32 protein-coding genes are annotated in these 18434 nt (G+C 33.2%); 31 read left to right on the top strand and 1 reads right to left on the bottom strand.

The features are described from left to right. Nucleotide 1: 1 nt before the first annotated feature. The 3 genes from dnaB to SCHRY_RS00975 all read left to right on the top strand — a co-directional run bounded on the left by dnaB (nucleotide 2) and on the right by SCHRY_RS00975 (nucleotide 3064). Nucleotides 2-1369, top strand: a complete 1368-nt coding sequence (dnaB, locus tag SCHRY_RS00965; protein ID WP_016338601.1) for a replicative DNA helicase — start codon at nucleotides 2-4, stop codon at nucleotides 1367-1369. Between the two features lie 73 nt (nucleotides 1370-1442). After that, nucleotides 1443-2591 carry a hypothetical protein gene (locus tag SCHRY_RS00970; protein WP_016338602.1) on the top strand — a complete coding sequence of 383 codons (1149 nt, stop codon included), beginning with the start codon at nucleotides 1443-1445 and terminating at the stop codon, nucleotides 2589-2591. Nucleotides 2592-2593: 2 nt separating this feature from the next. Continuing rightward, entirely contained in the window at nucleotides 2594-3064 is a 471-nt protein-coding gene (locus SCHRY_RS00975; protein WP_016338603.1) for a 23S rRNA (pseudouridine(1915)-N(3))-methyltransferase RlmH, read from the top strand. A gap of 13 nt (nucleotides 3065-3077) precedes the next feature. On the opposite strand, the gene SCHRY_RS00980 is transcribed toward SCHRY_RS00975, so the two are convergent. Continuing rightward, nucleotides 3078-3575 carry a hypothetical protein gene (locus SCHRY_RS00980; protein ID WP_016338604.1) on the bottom strand — a complete coding sequence of 166 codons (498 nt, stop codon included), beginning with the start codon at nucleotides 3573-3575 and terminating at the stop codon, nucleotides 3078-3080. A 232-nt stretch (nucleotides 3576-3807) separates the two neighbouring features. Between SCHRY_RS00980 and rpsJ the strand changes: the two genes are divergently transcribed. From rpsJ to rplQ, 28 genes are all read left to right on the top strand, one after another. Further along, entirely contained in the window at nucleotides 3808-4116 is a 309-nt protein-coding gene (gene rpsJ / locus SCHRY_RS00985; protein WP_016338605.1) for a 30S ribosomal protein S10, read from the top strand. Nucleotides 4117-4181: 65 nt separating this feature from the next. Further along, nucleotides 4182-4934 (top strand): 50S ribosomal protein L3, encoded by a 753-nt coding sequence (gene rplC / locus SCHRY_RS00990; protein WP_016338606.1) that lies wholly within the window; start codon nucleotides 4182-4184, stop codon nucleotides 4932-4934. Nucleotides 4935-4955: 21 nt separating this feature from the next. Beyond that, nucleotides 4956-5582 carry a 50S ribosomal protein L4 gene (gene rplD, locus SCHRY_RS00995; RefSeq protein WP_016338607.1) on the top strand — a complete coding sequence of 209 codons (627 nt, stop codon included), beginning with the start codon at nucleotides 4956-4958 and terminating at the stop codon, nucleotides 5580-5582. Beyond that, nucleotides 5582-5869: a 50S ribosomal protein L23 gene (gene rplW, locus SCHRY_RS01000; protein WP_016338608.1), complete on the top strand. Its 288-nt coding sequence runs from the start codon at nucleotides 5582-5584 to the stop codon at nucleotides 5867-5869. Before rplD ends, rplW begins: the two co-directional genes overlap by 1 nt. Nucleotides 5870-5926: 57 nt before the next feature. Continuing rightward, entirely contained in the window at nucleotides 5927-6763 is an 837-nt protein-coding gene (rplB, locus tag SCHRY_RS01005) for a 50S ribosomal protein L2 (RefSeq protein WP_016338609.1), read from the top strand. A 94-nt stretch (nucleotides 6764-6857) separates the two neighbouring features. Further along, entirely contained in the window at nucleotides 6858-7133 is a 276-nt protein-coding gene (rpsS, locus tag SCHRY_RS01010) for a 30S ribosomal protein S19 (protein WP_016338610.1), read from the top strand. 23 nt (nucleotides 7134-7156) lie between these two features. Then, the gene (gene rplV / locus SCHRY_RS01015) at nucleotides 7157-7495 is read left to right on the top strand and encodes a 50S ribosomal protein L22 (RefSeq protein ID WP_016338611.1); all 339 of its coding nucleotides are present in this window, start codon (nucleotides 7157-7159) and stop codon (nucleotides 7493-7495) included. 18 nt (nucleotides 7496-7513) lie between these two features. Then, nucleotides 7514-8272: a 30S ribosomal protein S3 gene (rpsC, locus tag SCHRY_RS01020; protein WP_016338612.1), complete on the top strand. Its 759-nt coding sequence runs from the start codon at nucleotides 7514-7516 to the stop codon at nucleotides 8270-8272. 2 nt (nucleotides 8273-8274) lie between these two features. Continuing rightward, nucleotides 8275-8688: a 50S ribosomal protein L16 gene (gene rplP, locus SCHRY_RS01025; RefSeq protein WP_016338613.1), complete on the top strand. Its 414-nt coding sequence runs from the start codon at nucleotides 8275-8277 to the stop codon at nucleotides 8686-8688. Nucleotides 8689-8690: 2 nt separating this feature from the next. Continuing rightward, on the top strand, nucleotides 8691-9614 hold the full coding sequence (gene rpmC / locus SCHRY_RS05645; protein WP_016338614.1) for a 50S ribosomal protein L29: 924 nt from the start codon (nucleotides 8691-8693) through the stop codon (nucleotides 9612-9614). Continuing rightward, nucleotides 9611-9871, top strand: coding sequence for a 30S ribosomal protein S17 (rpsQ, locus tag SCHRY_RS01035; RefSeq protein WP_041611857.1), 261 nt, complete (start codon nucleotides 9611-9613; stop codon nucleotides 9869-9871). The genes rpmC and rpsQ overlap by 4 nt, the downstream gene beginning before the upstream one ends. 20 nt (nucleotides 9872-9891) lie before the next feature. After that, a complete protein-coding gene (gene rplN / locus SCHRY_RS01040; RefSeq protein WP_016338616.1) occupies nucleotides 9892-10260 on the top strand; it encodes a 50S ribosomal protein L14 in 369 nt (122 codons plus the stop codon). A gap of 10 nt (nucleotides 10261-10270) precedes the next feature. Further along, on the top strand, nucleotides 10271-10591 hold the full coding sequence (gene rplX, locus SCHRY_RS01045; RefSeq protein ID WP_016338617.1) for a 50S ribosomal protein L24: 321 nt from the start codon (nucleotides 10271-10273) through the stop codon (nucleotides 10589-10591). A gap of 19 nt (nucleotides 10592-10610) precedes the next feature. After that, the gene (gene rplE, locus SCHRY_RS01050; RefSeq protein ID WP_016338618.1) at nucleotides 10611-11150 is read left to right on the top strand and encodes a 50S ribosomal protein L5; all 540 of its coding nucleotides are present in this window, start codon (nucleotides 10611-10613) and stop codon (nucleotides 11148-11150) included. 12 nt (nucleotides 11151-11162) lie between these two features. Continuing rightward, entirely contained in the window at nucleotides 11163-11348 is a 186-nt protein-coding gene (locus tag SCHRY_RS01055; RefSeq protein WP_016338619.1) for a type Z 30S ribosomal protein S14, read from the top strand. Between the two features lie 18 nt (nucleotides 11349-11366). After that, entirely contained in the window at nucleotides 11367-11756 is a 390-nt protein-coding gene (rpsH, locus tag SCHRY_RS01060) for a 30S ribosomal protein S8 (RefSeq protein ID WP_016338620.1), read from the top strand. A gap of 21 nt (nucleotides 11757-11777) precedes the next feature. Beyond that, nucleotides 11778-12317 (top strand): 50S ribosomal protein L6, encoded by a 540-nt coding sequence (rplF, locus tag SCHRY_RS01065; RefSeq protein ID WP_016338621.1) that lies wholly within the window; start codon nucleotides 11778-11780, stop codon nucleotides 12315-12317. A gap of 21 nt (nucleotides 12318-12338) precedes the next feature. Next, nucleotides 12339-12692 (top strand): 50S ribosomal protein L18, encoded by a 354-nt coding sequence (rplR, locus tag SCHRY_RS01070; RefSeq protein WP_016338622.1) that lies wholly within the window; start codon nucleotides 12339-12341, stop codon nucleotides 12690-12692. Nucleotides 12693-12709: 17 nt separating this feature from the next. Then, the gene (gene rpsE / locus SCHRY_RS01075; protein ID WP_016338623.1) at nucleotides 12710-13372 is read left to right on the top strand and encodes a 30S ribosomal protein S5; all 663 of its coding nucleotides are present in this window, start codon (nucleotides 12710-12712) and stop codon (nucleotides 13370-13372) included. 15 nt (nucleotides 13373-13387) lie between these two features. Continuing rightward, nucleotides 13388-13825 carry a 50S ribosomal protein L15 gene (rplO, locus tag SCHRY_RS01080; RefSeq protein ID WP_016338624.1) on the top strand — a complete coding sequence of 146 codons (438 nt, stop codon included), beginning with the start codon at nucleotides 13388-13390 and terminating at the stop codon, nucleotides 13823-13825. Further along, a complete protein-coding gene (gene secY / locus SCHRY_RS01085; protein ID WP_408020249.1) occupies nucleotides 13822-15243 on the top strand; it encodes a preprotein translocase subunit SecY in 1422 nt (473 codons plus the stop codon). Before rplO ends, secY begins: the two co-directional genes overlap by 4 nt. 18 nt (nucleotides 15244-15261) lie before the next feature. Continuing rightward, complete coding sequence (locus tag SCHRY_RS01090; protein WP_016338626.1) at nucleotides 15262-15900, top strand: adenylate kinase; 639 nt, start codon at nucleotides 15262-15264, stop codon at nucleotides 15898-15900. Nucleotides 15901-15916: 16 nt separating this feature from the next. Then, on the top strand, nucleotides 15917-16135 hold the full coding sequence (gene infA, locus SCHRY_RS01095; RefSeq protein WP_016338627.1) for a translation initiation factor IF-1: 219 nt from the start codon (nucleotides 15917-15919) through the stop codon (nucleotides 16133-16135). A 23-nt stretch (nucleotides 16136-16158) separates the two neighbouring features. Further along, on the top strand, nucleotides 16159-16272 hold the full coding sequence (gene rpmJ, locus SCHRY_RS01100; protein WP_016338628.1) for a 50S ribosomal protein L36: 114 nt from the start codon (nucleotides 16159-16161) through the stop codon (nucleotides 16270-16272). Between the two features lie 16 nt (nucleotides 16273-16288). After that, a complete protein-coding gene (rpsM, locus tag SCHRY_RS01105; protein ID WP_016338629.1) occupies nucleotides 16289-16654 on the top strand; it encodes a 30S ribosomal protein S13 in 366 nt (121 codons plus the stop codon). Nucleotides 16655-16672: 18 nt separating this feature from the next. Then, complete coding sequence (gene rpsK / locus SCHRY_RS01110) at nucleotides 16673-17062, top strand: 30S ribosomal protein S11 (protein ID WP_016338630.1); 390 nt, start codon at nucleotides 16673-16675, stop codon at nucleotides 17060-17062. A gap of 14 nt (nucleotides 17063-17076) precedes the next feature. Further along, entirely contained in the window at nucleotides 17077-18030 is a 954-nt protein-coding gene (locus SCHRY_RS01115; RefSeq protein WP_016338631.1) for a DNA-directed RNA polymerase subunit alpha, read from the top strand. 15 nt (nucleotides 18031-18045) lie between these two features. Next, a complete protein-coding gene (rplQ, locus tag SCHRY_RS01120; RefSeq protein WP_016338632.1) occupies nucleotides 18046-18405 on the top strand; it encodes a 50S ribosomal protein L17 in 360 nt (119 codons plus the stop codon). Nucleotides 18406-18434 lie beyond the last annotated feature (29 nt).

The following is an 18434-nucleotide window of genomic DNA, read 5'->3' on the forward strand; positions in this document are numbered from 1 at the left end:
TATGGCAGAAAATAATAAAGGGATGGAAAGGATTAAAGCTATTAGTGAGGCTGAGCAAAATATTTTAGCAATTGCCGCTCATTCGCCAATGGCAGCGGAAGAAATATTTTCATTATTATCAGAAGAAGACTTTACTGTAATGAATTACAAATCAATTTTTAAAGCATTACAAGAATTATTTATTTCAAAAGTGGCAATTAATATTACAACATTAAGTAATTATATGTTAAAGAATAATGTTTTAACAAAAATTGGGGGAATTGAATTTCTAACCGATTTATTTCAAGCTTATACTACTGATGCTAATTTAACAGAATACTTAGATATTATTATTAGAAATACAACTTCACGACGATTAAAAGAAGTTGTTGATAATATTAATCGGGAAATCAATTTAAATCAACCAATTGATGAAGTTGTAAGTAGCGCCGAAAAAGCTATTTTAGATGTAAAAAAAGAGCGAAAAGGGAATTTATTTAAAAGCTCATTTGATGAAGTTGATAATGTTTTAGCTAAGTTAGAAAAGTTAGAAAGTTCAGGGGAACTTTTAACAGGAAGTCCGAGTGGTTTTCGTGATTTAGATTATATGACATCAGGTTTTCAAAAGGGTGACTTTATTATTTTAGCGGCTCGTCCTTCGATGGGGAAAACAGCATTAGCATTAAATTTTGCTGTTAAATGTGCAGAGAAATCAAATAAAGCTGTCGCAATTTTTTCAGTCGAAATGCCTTCTGAGCAATTAATTCAACGGATGATTGGGAGTTATTCAACAGTTGATTCATCAAAAGTTCGAACAGGAAAAGGGTTAACAGCAAATGATTGAGAAAAAATTACAAAAGCAGGAGACTTTTTAAAACATACAAAATTATTTATCGATGATACTCCCGGATTAAAAGTGATTGAATTACAATCAAAATTGCGAAAGCTATGTCGTGATAATGAAGTATCATTAGTAGTAATTGATTACCTACAGTTATTAAGCGTTGGTGGTAGTTATGGAGAATCACGTCAACAAGAAGTTTCAACAATTTCACGACAATTAAAAGCCCTAGCGCGGGAATTAGAAGTACCAATTATCTGTTTATCACAGTTATCACGGTCAGTTGAAAAACGGGAAGATAAGCGACCAATTATGTCAGATTTACGTGATTCAGGAGCGATTGAACAAGATGCTGATATTATTATGTTTTTATATCGGGAAGAGTATTATCATTTAGGTGATAATAATGATAATAACGCAATGGAAACAGAAAAAGCGCAATTAATTTTATCAAAACACCGGAACGGGCCAACAGGGAATGTTGAATTATTATTTGTAAAAAAACATGGTTCATTTGCCGATTTTGGTTTGCAAAAACCAGGATTTTAAGTTAGTATTATACAATAGTGAAGAAAATATTTAGTTAATATTAAAAGCATAATTATTAACAAGGAGGAAAACAATGCGTAAGTTATTATCAGTATTAACATCGTTTACAATTGGAACAACATCAATTACATCAGTTGTGGCTTGTGGAGCCGACAAAGGGAGAACAGTCCCAATGTTTATTTATAATGGGGACAATGAATTTTTACATGATCCAACCCCTAATGAAGAACTTGGTATTCAAAATGCCTTTGGATCAGGAAAAGATGCTGATGATAAACCTTTTGAAACAATGTTAAATAATGGGTCATTCTTACCATCAGGGTTATTACAATTAGTATTACCATTAATGTATGGAATTAATTTATCAAAAGATAATTGAACAAGTCAAAAAGGAGCCCATTGGACCGAAGAACAATTAAATAGTAGTTTATCACAACGCAAAGATGATTTAATTGCTAATGCAGGAAATGATGAACAAAAAGAATTGTGAACAAGTTTCTTTAATAATTATTCAACAACAGATGATTCATATTTTACTCAAATTGGGATTGTGGCAAAAGATAATCAAAATCTTGTTAATGATGATAAAAGTGTTACACAAACAACCCCTAACTTTACGAGATCAGGGGAAAAAGAATGAGTTAAACCACCAAAAGAAGGGGACAAATTTGTTCAAACACCTAATTCATTAAGAGTTTTAGCACCAGTTGCTAATGCAATTGACTGATTAAATGCTAGTGCTGATTATAACCAAGGGAAAGACCAAATTGATAAATCAACAAAATATCAATCAACACGTTATGCTTTCATTCAAATGAAAGATGTTAAAGTAACCTTTGAATTTACAAACAAGGATAAAATTTATACCTTTAGTGCTGTTGCTCATAATTTAACTGGGGTAGCTAACTACATTGCTTATAAAAATCCAAATAATGACAAAGAATATGCCCATCAATGATTCTTTATTGGCTATAGTTTCTATGATTTAGCAACTCGTCAAGATGATGATTACCATAAGTTTAATGTTACTGTTCCAAGTTTACAAATTGGAACAGAAGTAGCGTTAGGATATGTCTTAAAAGGTGATGATAAAGGGATTGTTGATGATGAAACCGAAAAAACAATTAAAGACCAAGGAACATTACCACTACATACAAAAGAATATAGTTTCCCAGAATTTAGTTGAGAAATTGATCCAACATCAATTAAATCATTTAAATAAAAATGGATATTAAATTGTTAGTCATTGGTAATTTAGATAAACCTTTTTTACAAACGGGATGTCAACTTTATCTTGAACGCATTAAAATGTATAGCAAAATAGATGTGATTGAAATAAAAGAATTAGTAAACCAACCAGTTAATGTTTTAAAGCAAAATCAAACGAAATTAATGATTGAGAAATTGGCGAAAAGTTATCCTGACTACTATAAAGTTTTATTAGATATTAATGGTCAACAAATTGCTAGTGAACAATTAAGTGCAATGATCAGCGAGATTCAAACTTATCGCCAGGGAAAATTAGTTTTTATAATTGGTCCTAGTCATGGTTTTACTGATGAAATTCATAGTAAGGTTCATAAAATTATTAGCTTTGGGGCAATTACTTTGCCTCATCAATTATGTCGTTTGATTTTACTAGAACAAGTTTATCGCGCTTTTACAATTATTAATAATGAAAAATACCATAAATAAAAATAAAGGGTTATTACCCTTTATTTTTTTCTTTTTTTGGTTTATTTGTTTGTGATTTTGCCATTAATTCACGTTTTCGTTGGCGGGCTAATTCACTTAATCCGCTTGTACTTTTTTCTAATAATAGTTGCCGGTAAAGAGGGTTGTTTTTCTTTTTAGCTAATTTTAAAATTTTAACTCGATCAGCAACGCTAAGATTATTAACATCAAGATATTCTGGGTCATTATTTTTGTATGATTTTTTGCGTAATTCTTCATTTCTTTTCTGCGCATTAAGCAAAATTTTATACATTGGATTATTTTTATCAAGGGTTTTTTTACTTTCCTGAACAACTTTTTTTCGCGTTTTTTTATTAACTTCATGGCTTCGTGAGGTACGTTTGGCGAGATTATCTAGCTGCATTTTAACCATTTCCTGCCGAAAATTTAGGTATTTTTCATTTAGATTTTTGGCATAGTTTTCTGGTTTTGCTTTTTTAGTTGTTTTTTGTTTGGTATTTTGTTTGGCCATTTTATCCTCCTCGAAAATTGATTTTATTCTTTTTTTTAGTTAAAAATATTATATCGTTAGTTGAAAAAATAATAAATATTTTATTAAAAATGCTTGCAATTATTATTAACATTCACTAAAATTAAATAGCATGTATATTTTGTGCAAACATATTTTGTGGCCTATCATTGATACACTGATAGGCGTTGTCAATGTTTACGCAAAAAAACCAAATAAATTAGGAGGGAAAATTATGGCTCAAACTAAAATGCGCATTAAATTGAAAGGTTATGACCACCGTGTTGTTGACCAATCAATTCAAAAAATTATTGAAGCTGCGAAAGCCGCTGGAGTTGAAGTAAAAGGACCAATTCCTTTACCAACTGATCGTGAAATTATTACTATTTTACGTGCGACTCACAAATATAAAGATTCACGCGAACAATTTGAAAAGAGAACACATAAAAGAATAATTGATATTATCAATCCAGATGGACCAAAAGTAATTGATACTTTAAAAAGGGTCCAACTACCAAGCAGTGTTGAAATTGAAATGAAATAGATAAATATTCGGACACGAATATTTCCAACAAAATGTACATGACGTATTTTCAGGGAGGATAAAAAATGAAAGGAATCTTAGGACGTAAAATTGGTATGACACAAGTTTTCACAACTGAAGGAAAACTAATACCAGTTACAGTAGTTGAAGTGCAACCAAACAGTGTTTTACAAGTTTTAACAACAGAAAAACATGGTTATGAAGCATTACAACTAGCTGTTGAAGATAAAAAAGTTAACTTGGTTTCAAAACCAGACCAAGGACAGTTTAAAAAAGCAAACACAACACCTAAGCGCTTCGTAAAAGAAATCAGAGATATGACTGGATATAAAATCGGTGATACTATTAAAGCTGATATCTTTACCGCTGGGGAATTCGTTGATGTAACAGGAACTTCAAAAGGAAAAGGATTTGCCGGGTCAATTAAACGCCATAATTATTCACGTGGACCAATGGGTCATGGATCAGGATACCACCGTGGAGTTGGATCAATGGGTCCAATTGCCCCAAACCGAATCTTTAAATCAAAAAAAATGCCTGGGCATATGGGAGCTGAAAAAGTAACAATTCAAAATTTAGAAATTATTGCAATTGATACAGCAAAAAATGCCATTTTAGTGAAAGGATCAATTCCTGGACCAAAAAAACAATTAGTAGTTGTGAAAGAAAGTATTAAAGGATTAGTACCAAGTCAACCAACAACTTTAATTGAAAGAACACCAATTAAAAATGACACAAAAGAGGTTTTAGTAAAAGAAGAAGTGGTAACACCAGTTGAAACACCAGCTACTCCTGAAGTAGCAGTTGTGGCTGAGTAATGTGTGGAAGGAATAGAACAGATGAAACAACAAGTATTTGATGCTAAGGGAATTAGCGTAAAAGAAATCGTTTTAAACGATACAATTTGAGCAATTGAACCACATAAACAAGCAATGTTTGATGCAGTTATTGCTCAGCAATCATCAATGCGTCAAGGAACACACAAAACTAAAACAAGAACTGAAGTGTCAGGTGGAGGAAGAAAACCTTGACGACAAAAAGGGACAGGACGTGCCCGTCAAGGATCAATTCGTGCTCCACAATGAAAAGGTGGGGGAATTGTCTTTGGACCAACACCCGAAAAAAATTATTTAAAACATGTTAACAAAAAAGTAAGAAAATTAGCACTGAAATCAGCTTTAAGTTTAAAAGCACAAAGCAAAGATTTAGTGGTAATTGATCAATTCGGGATTGAAACACCATCAACAAAGAGCATGGTTGAAGTCCTAAATAACTTAAAAGTAAATAATGAAAAAGTGTTAATCGTGACAACTGATGGCGATGAAGTAAACGTTAAGTCATCACGTAACATTCAAAAAGTAAATATAATTAGTTCAAGTGGAATTAATATTTATGATTTATTAAATGCAAATAAATTACTTGTAACAGAAGCAGCTATAAAAGCAATTGAGGAGGTGTTGGCATAATGCATATTACAAATGTGATTAAAAAACCAATTTTATCAGAAAAAACATACCGTAATATGGCAAGTGGTGTTTACACTTTTGAAGTAGCAATTACTGCGAACAAAGTGCAAATCAAAAAAGCCTTTGAAACAATTTTTGAAGTAAAAGTTGCGAAAGTAAATATTATCAACTATGACCCAAAAGAAAAGAAAATGGGAAAATTTGTTGGAGAAACAAAATATACAAAAAGAGCAATTATCACTTTAAAACCAGGAGAACAATTAGATTTATTAGGAGAAAATAAATAATTCCAGGACACAACTATCTGGGACTGTTTATTGGCTTATTAGGGAGGATAAATAACAATGCCAATTAAGAGTTTTAAGCCAGTAACTGCGAGTCGTCGTAATATGACAACAATGGACTACTCAGTTTTAACAACTGATCGTCCCGAAAAATCATTAACAGAAACTCGTAAAAAACATGCTGGACGTAATAACCAAGGGGTTATTACGACAAGACATAAAGGTGGAGGCCATAAAGTTAAATATCGTATTGTTGACTTTAAACGAAATAAAGACAACATTGTTGGTAAAATTGCCACAATTGAATATGACCCAAACCGTAACGCCTTTATTTGTTTAGTAAATTATATTGATGGAGAAAAAAGATATATTTTAGCTCCAAAAGGGATCAAAGTTGGAATGGAAGTTATCAGTGGTGAAAAAGCTGATATTAAAGTTGGAAACAACATGAAATTAATGAATATTCCTGAAGGAACAATGATTCATAACTTAGAATTACGCCCTGGGAAGGGTGGACAGTTAGCTCGTTCAGCTGGTTCATCAGTCCAATTATTAGGAAAAGATGACGATGGTAAATATGTTACTGTTCGTTTAACATCAGGAGAGGTACGTAAAGTCTTAGCAGAATGTCGTGCCACAATTGGTGAAGTCGGAAATGAAGACTATGCCTTAATTAATTGAGGTAAAGCCGGAAGAAACCGTTGACGAGGAATTCGTCCAACTGTTCGTGGGTCAGTAATGAACCCAATTGATCACCCCCATGGTGGTGGAGAAGGAAAAGCTCCAATTGGACGAAAAGCACCAATGACACCATGAGGCAAAAAAGCATTAGGAGTAAAAACTCGTAATAAGAAAAAAGCTTCAACTAAATTAATTGTTAGAAGACGTCCTAAATAATTGTTATGTTAGGAACGCTCTCTATTGTTAAATTATTAGCACAGAAGCGGTTCAATATAAGATAAGGTTATTTAGAAAGTAGGAGGTAGAAGCAATGTCAAGAAGTCTTAAAAAAGGACCATTTGCTGATCAACACTTAATTAAAAAAGTTGAAGACTTAAATAAAGCAAATAAAAAAGAAGTAATAAAAACTTGATCAAGAAGAAGTACAATTTTCCCAGATTTTATAGGTCATACCTTTGCGGTGCATAATGGAAAAGAACATATTCCCGTTTATGTTACAGAAGATATGGTTGGACATAAATTAGGAGAATTTTCTCCAACACGTAAATTCGGTGGTCATGGTGACGACAAGAAAAAGAAAAAATAAGGAAGAAAGCGAGAAAAGAGTAAATGGAAGTAAAAGCACATTTAAGAAGTATTAGAATTTCTCCTCGTAAAGTCAGATTGGTTACCGATTTAATCCGAAATAAAAAAGTGGGAGAAGCAATAGTTATCTTGAACAATATCAACAAAAAATCATCATTACCAGTTCAAAAATTGGTAAAATCAGCTGTTGCAAATGCAGTTAATAATAACGGTTTAGACGCTGATAAATTATTTATTAAAGAAATCTTCGTTAACGAAGGACCAACATTAAAAAGATTCCGTCCACGAGCACACGGAAGAGCATACGAAATTTTAAAACGGACAAGTCACGTGGCAATTACGGTCAGTGATGGGCAGAAATAAGAAAAGGAGATAACAAGAATGGGACATAAAGTAAGTCCAACTGGTTTAAGAGTTGGAGTCATTAAAAATTGAGATTCAAGATGATATTCAGAAGACATGTATGTTAAATGAGTCCATGATGATATTAATATTCGTAAAGCTTTAATTAAGGTATTAGGTGATGCTGTTTCAACAATTGAAATAGAGAAAACTAAAAGTACTATTGTTATCTTTATTAGAACTGCTCGTGTTGGGGTTGTTTTAGGACAAGAAGGGAAAAATATCCCAGAGTTAATTAAGTTAGTTCGTAAAACAATCAAAGACCGTAAAATTGAAGTCAAAATTAATGTTGTTGAAGTTAAAAACCCTGATTTAGATGCACAATTAGTAGCAAATACAATTGCTTCACAAATTGTTAACCGGGCATCTTTTAGAACAGTACAAAAAATTGCGATTAAAAAAGCTTTAAAAGCTGGAGCAAAAGGAATTAAAACTTCAGTTTCAGGACGTTTAGGGGGAGTTGATATGGCCCGCCGTGAAGGTTATATTGAAGGAACAGTACCATTAGCAACATTACGTAGTGATATTGATTATGGTTTCGCTGAAGCGTTAACAACTTATGGTCAAATCGGAGTTAAAGTTTGAATCTGTAAAGGGGAAATTTTAGGAAAAGACCTAGTATCATTAAGTACTAGTGATGAAAAATCAAAATTTGATAAACCAAGATTTGATAAACCAAGATTTGAACGCCGTGAATCAAATTACCGTCCAAATAATAATTCTAAGGAGGCGAAATAAAAATGTTATTACCAAAAAGAACTAAATACCGTCGCCCTCATCGAATTAGTTATGAAGGAAAAGCCAAAGGAAATACAACAGTTGACTTTGGAGAATATGGCCTACAATCACTTGATGGAGCTTGAATTACAAACCGTCAAATTGAAGCAGCTCGTATTGCAATGACACGTTATATGAAACGTTGAGGAAAAGTTTGAATTAGAATTTTTCCCCACATGGCAAAGACTAAAAAACCATTAGAAGTACGGATGGGATCAGGAAAAGGGGCCCCAGAAGATTGAGTAGCAGTAGTTAAAACCGGAACAATTATGTTTGAAGTAGCAGGTGTTTCGGAAGAAATTGCTCGTGAAGCTTTACGTTTGGCAATGCATAAGTTACCAGTGAGATGTAAAATTGTTAAAAAAGGAGAAGAATAATTATGATTAGTGATTTAAACAAAAAATCTGTTGAAGAGTTAAAAAAACTTGAAGAAGAATCAAGAGCAGAATTATTTGCGTTAAAATTCCAATCAGCGATGGGAAACCTAGAAAAACCTGATCGAATTAGCAAATTAAAAAAACAAATTGCTCGTATTCTAACTATTCTATCTGCTCGCCGAATTGCTGGAGAAAATACCACAATTAACGTTAAAATTGATCTAAATGAAACTTATGCCAAAATTGAAAAAGAATCACAACAATTTGCCAAAGAACGTAAAGCCAAAATTGAAAAAATGATGGCTGAACAAAGTGACGAAGGAACTGGTGATCTTGATTTAATGAATTTATCATTAGATGACGCAATGGGAGATTTAACAATACCAAGCGAAGATACAACAGTTTCATCAGCACCAGCGATGGAAAAAACACCAAAGGTGGCAGTTAAACCAGCACCAAAAGCGGCGCTTGCAAAAGCAGCACCAAAAAAGGATGTTAAACCAGCACCAGTTGCGAAAAAACCAGCAAAGGTTGAAAAACCAGTAGCTGCTAAACCAGCAGTGGAAAAAACACCAAAGGCAGAAACTAAACCAGTTGCAAAAACAACATCAAAAACAGCTGAAATTAAACCAGCAGCTTTAAAAGCAAAAACAGCACCAGCACCAAAGGCAGCAAAAGTAGCTGCGCCAGCGCAACCTAATGCAAAAGAAAAATTATCAGAATTAAAAAATTCATTAGGATCAAAAACGGCGGTAGGACGTGGAACTGGCGTTAAAATTGATTTAAAAACAAAAGATAAAGATCCAAATGCAGAAATGTATACATATGGAACAAATTGACAAGAAAACCGCGATAAAATCATCGCTGCAACAACAAAAAAACCAACAACCGACAAAAACAAAGATAAGAAAGGGACAGACAAATAATGGAAAGAAATAATCGTAAAGTTTTATATGGACGTGTTGTATCTGACAAAAGTGATAAAACAATTGCTGTCTTAGTTGAAACCTACAAAAATCACCCCCTATATGGAAAACGTGTTAAATATTCAAAAAAATATTTAGCCCATGATGAACAAAACCAAGCTCACATTGGAGACAAAGTAAGTATTATGGAAACTCGCCCATTATCAAAAATTAAACGCTTCCGTTTAGTTGAAGTTATTGAAAAAGCAATTGGCTAAGCAAAGCGAGGAATTAGAAAATGATTCAACAAGAGTCGCGCTTAAGAGTTGCGGATAATACAGGGGCAAAAGAAGTTTTAGTAATTAAAAACTTAGGTGGTTCATGACGTAAGTTTACGAATATTGGGGATATTGTAGTATGTACTATTAAAAAAGCTGTACCTGGCGGAATGGTTAAAAAAGGACAAGTTGTTAAAGCGGTTATTGTGCGAACAAAACGTGGATTGAAAAGAGATGATGGAACTCAAATTCAATTCTCAGAAAATGCAGTTGTAATTATTAAAGAAGATAAATCACCACGAGGAACACGGATCTTCGGACCAATCGCAAGGGAAGTTAAAGAAGCTGGATTTGTAAAAATCGCTTCATTAGCCCCAGAAGTATTATAGGAGGCTAAGCATGAATAAATTTAAATTTAAAAAAGGTGACTTAGTTAAAGTTATAAGCGGAAAACATAAAGGTGTTGAAGGCCCAATTATGAAAGTTTTACGTGAAAAAAATCGTGTGATTATCGAAGGAATTACAAATACAAAGCATGTTAAACCATCACAAGACAATACTGAAGGAGGAATTCAACAAGTTCCAGCATCAGTTCATATTTCAAATGTTGCATTAATCGACCCAAAAAATAAAAAAGAAATAACAAAAATTGGTTATCAAGTTAATGACAATGGTAAAAAAATCCGTGTTGCTCGTAAATCGAAAGCGCACTTAGCTTAATAAAGGAGAATAATTAGAGATGATTCGTTTAGAAGAAAAATACAAAAAAACAATTGCCAAAGAATTATTCAAAGAGCAAGGATATAGTTCAGTAATGGAAGTACCAGTTGTTAAAAAAATTGTTGTTAATATGGGAGCAGGGGATGCAACAAGCAACACAAAAGTAATCGAAGATATTACAAATGAATTAGGATTAATTACTGGCCAAAAAGCCTTAATTACGAAAGCAAAAAAATCAATCGCATCATTTAAACTACGTGAAGGAATGCCAATTGGGGCCAAAGTAACTTTGCGTGGTAAAAAAATGTATGAATTTTTAGATAAATTAATTAATATTGCTTTACCACGAGTAAGAGACTTCCGTGGGGTTAGTTCATCAGGATATGATGGACGAGGAAATTACACATTAGGAATTAAAGAACAAATTATTTTCCCAGAAATTGATTATGATAAAGTAAAAAGAGTTCGTGGGATGGATATTACAATTGTTACAAATGCCAAAAACAATCAAGATGCACACGCATTATTAGTAAAAATGGGAATGCCATTTAAAAAATAGGGGGATCGAGACATGGCGAAAAAATCATTAAAAGTTAAACAACAACGTCATCCAAAATTTAAAACACGTGGATATACTCGTTGTGGACAATGTGGTCGACCACATGCCGTTTTACGTAAATATAACTTATGCCGTATTTGCTTTAGAAATTTAGCATACAAAGGCCAAATTCCTGGGGTAAAGAAAGCTTCATGGTAGAAAGAGAGACTGAAAATTATGATGATTGATACTATCGCAGATATGTTAACTAGAATTAGAAATGCAAACCAAAGATTACACAAAAGTGTATCAATGCCTTCAAGTAAAATGAAAGTAAGAATTGCCGAAATTTTAAAAGAAGAAGGATACATTGAAGATTTCAAAGTTGAAGGGGATGCTAAAAAAGAGTTAACATTATCGCTAAAATATAAAGGTAAAACAAAAGTTATTTCAGGATTAAAAAGAATTTCAAAACCAGGTTTAAGAGTTTACGTACCCGTTGAAAATGTCCCTCATGTTTTAAATGGATTAGGAATTGCAATTATATCTACAAGTAAAGGAATTATGACAGACAAAGCAGCGAAAAAAGCTCACTTAGGTGGCGAAGTAATTGCTTATGTGTGATAGAAAGATACAGGATTAGAGAAAATGTCACGTATTGGTAATCGCGAATTAAAAATTCCAGCAGGAGTAGAAGTAACAATTCAAAATAATAGTGTGATTGTAAAAGGATCAAAAGGGCAATTAGAACAAACAATTCCAAGTGTAATTAAAGTTGAAAACACTGATGGTGTGATCACAACAAAAAGAAGTAATGAAATTAAACATACTAAACAACTACATGGAACAATTAACTCATTAATTCAAGGAATGCTTGAAGGAGTAAGTAAAGGGTTCAAAAAAGAATTAGAAATTAATGGGGTTGGATATAAAGCAGCCTTACAAGGGAATAAAATTACCCTAAACTTAGGATATTCACATCCAATTGAATATAACATTCCGCAAGGAATTACTGTTACAATCCCAAAACCAACGCAAATTGTGGTGGAAGGAATTTCAAAACAATTAGTCGGAGAAGTTGCTGCAAACATCAGAAGTTATCGTAAACCAGAACCTTACAAAGGGAAAGGGATTAAATATAAAAATGAATACATTATTCGTAAAGAAGGAAAATCAGCTGGTAAATAACAGCAAAGGAGTAGAAGAAAAATGACAAATTCACGTAGTAAAAATCGTAAAAGAAGACATTTCCGTGTTAGAGCAAAAATTAGCGGCACAACCTCTATTCCACGTTTGAATGTATTCAAATCAAATGGACATTTTTATGCCCAATTAATTGATGATGTTAAGCAAACAACTATTGTGTCAGCCTCAACTTTAAAAATGGCTGATTTAAAATCAACAAGCAATATTGCGGCGGCCGAAAAAGTTGGGCAAGAAATTGCCAAACAAGCGATCGCTAAAAAAATCACAACCGTTGTATTTGACCGTGGAGGGTATTTATACCATGGAAAAGTAAAAGCATTTGCTGAAGCTGCTCGTCAAGCAGGACTGAAGTTTTAAGAAGGAGAGTTAAGATAATGGCAGAAAAAAAAGAAAATGTTGTAGAACAAACAACACCAGTTGAAAATTCACCAGTTAAAGCAGAAGGTAATAGTGTTGGAACAAGAGAAAACAAAAGCGGACAAACAGGATTTACTCCTCGTCGCGACAGTAATCAACGTTGAGATAAAAACAATGACCGTCGTCGTAACAATTTAGAAGAAAATCCGTTTGAAGAAAAAGTTGTTACAATTAATCGTGTTACAAAAGTTACAAAAGGGGGGCGTCACTTCCGTTTCGCTGCTGTTGTTGTAATTGGTGATAAAAAAGGCCGTGTTGGCTTTGGAACAGGAAAAGCAAATGAAGTTCCTGACGCGATTAAAAAAGCAATTAAAGAAGCAAAAAAACAACTTGTTCGTGTCCCAATTGTTGGAACAACAGTTCCTCATGAAGTAATTGGCCACTTTGGTTCATCAAAAGTTTTAATTAAACCAGCCAAAAAAGGGACTGGAGTTATTGCTGGAGGACCAGCACGAGCAATTATTGAATTAGCAGGATTAGCAGATGTTTATACAAAATCACTAGGATCAAATACACCAATTAATATGATTAGAGCAACGCTTGAAGGATTAAGAGAACTACGTACAATTGACCAAATTAGTAAATTACGTAATAAAACCCCTGAAGAATTAAAAGGATAAGAAGAGGAATTGATCATGAAATTAAATGAATTACAATATACAGAAGGTTCACGTCATAGCAAAAAACGCTTAGGGCGTGGAACTGGATCAGGAATCGGAAAAACTTCAGGAAAAGGGAATAAAGGACAAAATGCTCGTAGTGGGGGAGGAGTTCGTCCTGGCTTTGAAGGAGGACAAACACCAATCTTCCGTCGTTTACCTAAAGTAGGGTTTACAAGCTTAAATAAAAAAGATTATACAATTCTAAACTTAGATGATTTAGAAAAAATTAGTTTAACTGATGTAAATCACAAAACTTTAGTTGAAAAAAAAGTAATTAAAAATGAAAAAGCATTAATTAAAATCTTAGGTAATGGTAAAATTACTAAGACAGTTAATGTAAAAGTTAACAAAATTTCAGTTAGTGCTAAAGATGCAATCGAAAAAGCTGGCGGGAAAGTTGAGGTAGTATAGTTGTGAAAACTAAGGCTAAAAAACAAAAAAAGGAAATAAGTTTGACAAAATCATCGAGTTTCTTTGTTAAAAACAAAGATTTGATTAAAAGAATTTTATTTACAATTATGGTTTTAGTAATTATTCGTTTGGGTAGTTACTTAACCGTCCCTGGCGTTCAGGTTTCTGATAACTTTAATAGTAATGCAGAATCCGAACAATTCTTTGCGCTAATTTCAATGTTAGGTGGGGGAACACTAGGACAATTTTCAATTTTAGCCTTAGGGGTATCACCATATATTACCGCCTCAATTATTGTCCAATTATTATCAACTGATGTAATTCCACCATTATCGCGCTGAGCAAAAAGTGGGGAAAAAGGTCGAAAAAAATTGGACCGTTTAACAAAATGATTAACAATCCCCTTTGCAATTATGCAGGGGATTGCGACTATCTTTACCATGGCTAATCAAGGTTTAATTACCCCAAAATGAACATCAAGTGATTTTGGAACAGGGAGCCCAATCTTCTATTATATTTTAATTCCTTGTGCTTTGATTGCCGGAACAATGTTAATGTTGTGAATGGCTGATCAAATTACCATTAAAGGAATTGGAAATGGGGTTTCGTTAATTATTTTTGCCGGAATTGTTGCTAAATTACCAGAAAACTTAGTGACAACTTTCAAATTCTGAATTTCAGGGCAAGAAGATATTAACTTATTGTTTGATGGAATCCTAAAATTCTTAGGATATGTCATCATGTTCTTATTAGTAATTCTCTTTGTTGTAATGTTAAATGAATCGGAACGAAAACTACCAATTCAACAAACCGGAAGTGGATTATCCGCGGGGGGTCAAGAAGAGACCAAACCGTTCTTACCATTAAAAATTAACTCTGCCGGAGTTATCCCTGTTATTTTTGCTTCAGCATTAATTTCAGCGCCAATTACTGTTGCCCAAATCATTAGTGTTAATAATCCAACAAATGGTTTTGTGTGATTTAGTAATAACTATTTATCATTTAATACGTGACCTGGAATTATTATTTATGCTGTTTTAACGATTCTATTTACTTTCTTGTATTCGCAAGTGCAAATGAATCCAGAAAAGATTGCCGAAAACTTTCAAAAAGCGGGAACCTTTATTCCCGGAGTACGGCCAGGAAAAGAAACAGAAAAATATATTAAAGGGACAATTAATCGTTTAAGTATTTTAGGATCAATTTTCTTAGCGGGAATTGCTGTCTTACCATACATTATTAGTAAATTAACATCCCTACCAAGTGCCTTAGCAATTGGGGGAACTGGTTTAATTATTATGGTGTCAGTTGCGTTAGAAACTGTCCGTCAAGTTAAAGGACGGATTACTCAACAAGCCTTTATTGATAAAAAAGCCGAAAATATTATTAATGACAAAAACGATTCATATTTATGATAGAGAAGGAAAAATATTGTAATGAAAAACATTATTTTATTAGGAGCGCCTGGGAGTGGGAAGGGAACACAATCAGAACATTTAATTAAGGAATATGGTTTTCACCATCTTTCAACCGGAGATATTATTCGTAAAAATATTCACGATAATACGGAATATGGTCAATTGTGTAAAAAATATTCCGAAGAGGGTAAACTAGTTCCCGATGATATTATGATTGCAATGGTTGAAGACCATTTAAAAAACTTACAAGGAAGCATCATTTGAGATGGCTTTCCACGAACAATTAATCAAGCGCAAAAATTAGACGAATTATTGGCAAAATTAGGGCGTAAGATTAATCATACATTATATTTTGAAATTGATGAAAGTAAGATAATTGCCCGTATTACTGGGCGACGCATTTGTCCAAAATGTGGTAAAACATACCATTTAACGGCTTTACCACCAAAACAAGCAGGACTTTGTGATTTTGATGGGAGCACTTTAATTCAACGCGCTGATGATAGCGCCGACAAAATTACAGTTCGCTTAGTAGCCTATCATAAAGATACGGCCCCATTAGTTGCATACTACTTACATCAACAAAATTTAACGGTCATTGATGCTGATATGACGGGAAATGCCGTTTGAGATCAAATCGTGGCGGTACTTAAATAAAAGGAGGTAATATTTAATGGCCAAAAGTGATTTATTAGAAGTCCAGGGGACAATTTTAGAAGTATTACCAAATACAATGTTTAAGGTGAAATTAGAAAATGGCGCAGTTATTCTTGCCCACGTTTCTGGTAAAATCCGGATGAATTACATTCGCATTTTACCAGGGGATGCGGTAACTGTTGAAATGTCACCATATGATTTAGAACGTGGGCGTATTATTTTTAGACATAAATAGAAAATGTAAAAGGAGACAGCACGATGAAAGTACGATCATCTGTAAAAAAAATTTGTGACAAATGTCGTGTAATTAGACGAAAAAGTCGTGTTATGATAATTTGTCAACAACCAAAACATAAACAAAGACAAGGTTAATAAAGGAGGAAGTTAAATGGCACGTATTGGCGGAGTAGATATTCCAAATGATAAGCGAGTAGTTATTGCATTAACTTATATCTATGGAATTGGAAAACCATTATCACAAGAAATTTTAAAAGGAGCTAACATCTCAGAAGATGTTCGCGTTAAAGATTTATCAGAAGATGAATTAACAAAAATCAGAAATGAAATTGCAAAATATAAAACTGAAGGGGACTTACGTCGAGAAGTTGCTCTAAACATTAAAAGATTAATGGAAATTGGAAGTTATCGGGGAATGCGTCACCGTAAAGGATTACCAGTGCGGGGACAATCTTCAAAACAAAATGCTCGAACAGTTAAAGGGCCACGTAAGACTGTGGCTAATAAGAAAAAATAGGTAGAGAGGAGAATAATTATGGCAGGTAAAAAAACAGTTAGCAAGAAAAAAGCGAAAAAAAATATTCTGAAAGGAATCGCCCATATTCATTCAACTTTCAATAATACAATTGTGACAATTTCAGATGAAGCAGGAAATGTAATTTCATGATCATCAGCTGGCGCAATGGGATTTAAAGGAAGTAAGAAATCAACACCATATGCTGCGCAAATGGTTGCTGAAGCCGCTGCAAAAGCAAGCCAAGAACATGGCATGAATAGTGTTCAAGTTGAAGTTAAAGGTCCGGGACCAGGAAGAGATGCTGCGGTACGTAGTATTCAAGCAATTGGGTTAGAAATTACTTCAATTAAAGATGTAACTCCAATTCCTCATAATGGGGCAAGACCACCAAAAAGACCAAGAGGATAGGAGAAAGATACTTAATGAAACAATTTATTAGACCTGAATTTAAATTACAAGCTGAAGATAAAACAAATAATTATGGTAAGTTTTTAGTTGAACCATTAGAACGAGGTTTTGGAATAACTTTAGGTAATGCTATTCGCCGAACATTATTATCAGCAACACCAGGAGCAGCAGTTTTTGCTGTTCGTATCAAAGGAGCATCACATGAATTTACCGCAATTCCCGGCGTTGTTGAACATGTAACAAAAATTATTTTAAACATTAAAAATTTAGTGTTAATTATTAACCAAGATATTATTCCTGACGGAGAATCAGTAATCTTAAAAATTTCTTCAACAAAAGAAGGAGAAGTTTTAGCAAAAGATATTATTTTGCCAGCTGGAGTTGAAGTTGTTAACCAAAATCTTCATATTGCCACAATTTCAAAAGGTGGGAGTTTAGAAATTGAATTACATGCTCGTAATTCACGTGGGTATAAATCATTTAATGACAATAAAAAAGAAAAAAAGTATGCTGATTTAATTGTAATTGATTCAAATTATTCACCAATTGAAAAAGTTTCTTATAAAGTAGAACCAACAAAAGTTGGGAAAAATGCTGATTTAGAAAAATTAGAATTAGAAGTGCAAACAGATAGCTCAATTACTCCGGTTAATGCCGTAGCAATGGCAGCGAAAGTATTAACAGAGCACTTAGAATTCTTTGTTAACTTAAATGAAGCAATTAAAGCAACGCAAATTATTTCATCGGAAACTGAAACAGAAGAAGATGAATTAGACCGTAGTATTGATGAGTTAGAGTTTACGCAACGTTCACAAAATTGCTTAAAACGAGCAAAAATTGATACATTACGTGACTTAGTTTCAAAAACAGAAGATGAAATTCAACAAATCCGTAATTTAGGGAAAAAATCATTAACAGAAATTAAAGAAAAAGTTGCCCAATTAGGGTTACACTTTAGAAGAGATTAGTAAGGAGGAGTTCAAATGTCATATCAACAAAAAAGAGGGAAAAACACTTCATGAAGAAACGGCTTAATGCGTAATTTAGCAACAGAATTAATTATTCATGAACGCCTAGAAGTTACTGAAACAAGAGCAAAAGAATTACGTAAACATGTTGATAAACTAGTTACTTTAGGAAAAAGACAAGATTTGCATTCACGTCGTCGTGCGGCAAGTTTCTTACGTAATATTGATGCAAATGAAAAAGAAACAGCATTACAAAAATTATTTGATGGTGTAGCTAAAAAATATAAAAATCGTAACGGTGGATACACTCGAATTCTGAAGTTAGATAATCGTAAAGGCGATAATGCCCCTATGGTAATTATCGAATTAGTATAAAAACTAATGGCAACATTAGTTTTTTTATT

Source organism: Spiroplasma chrysopicola DF-1 (assembly GCF_000400935.1).
Taxonomy (GTDB): domain Bacteria; phylum Bacillota_I; class Bacilli_A; order Mycoplasmatales; family Mycoplasmataceae; genus Spiroplasma; species Spiroplasma chrysopicola.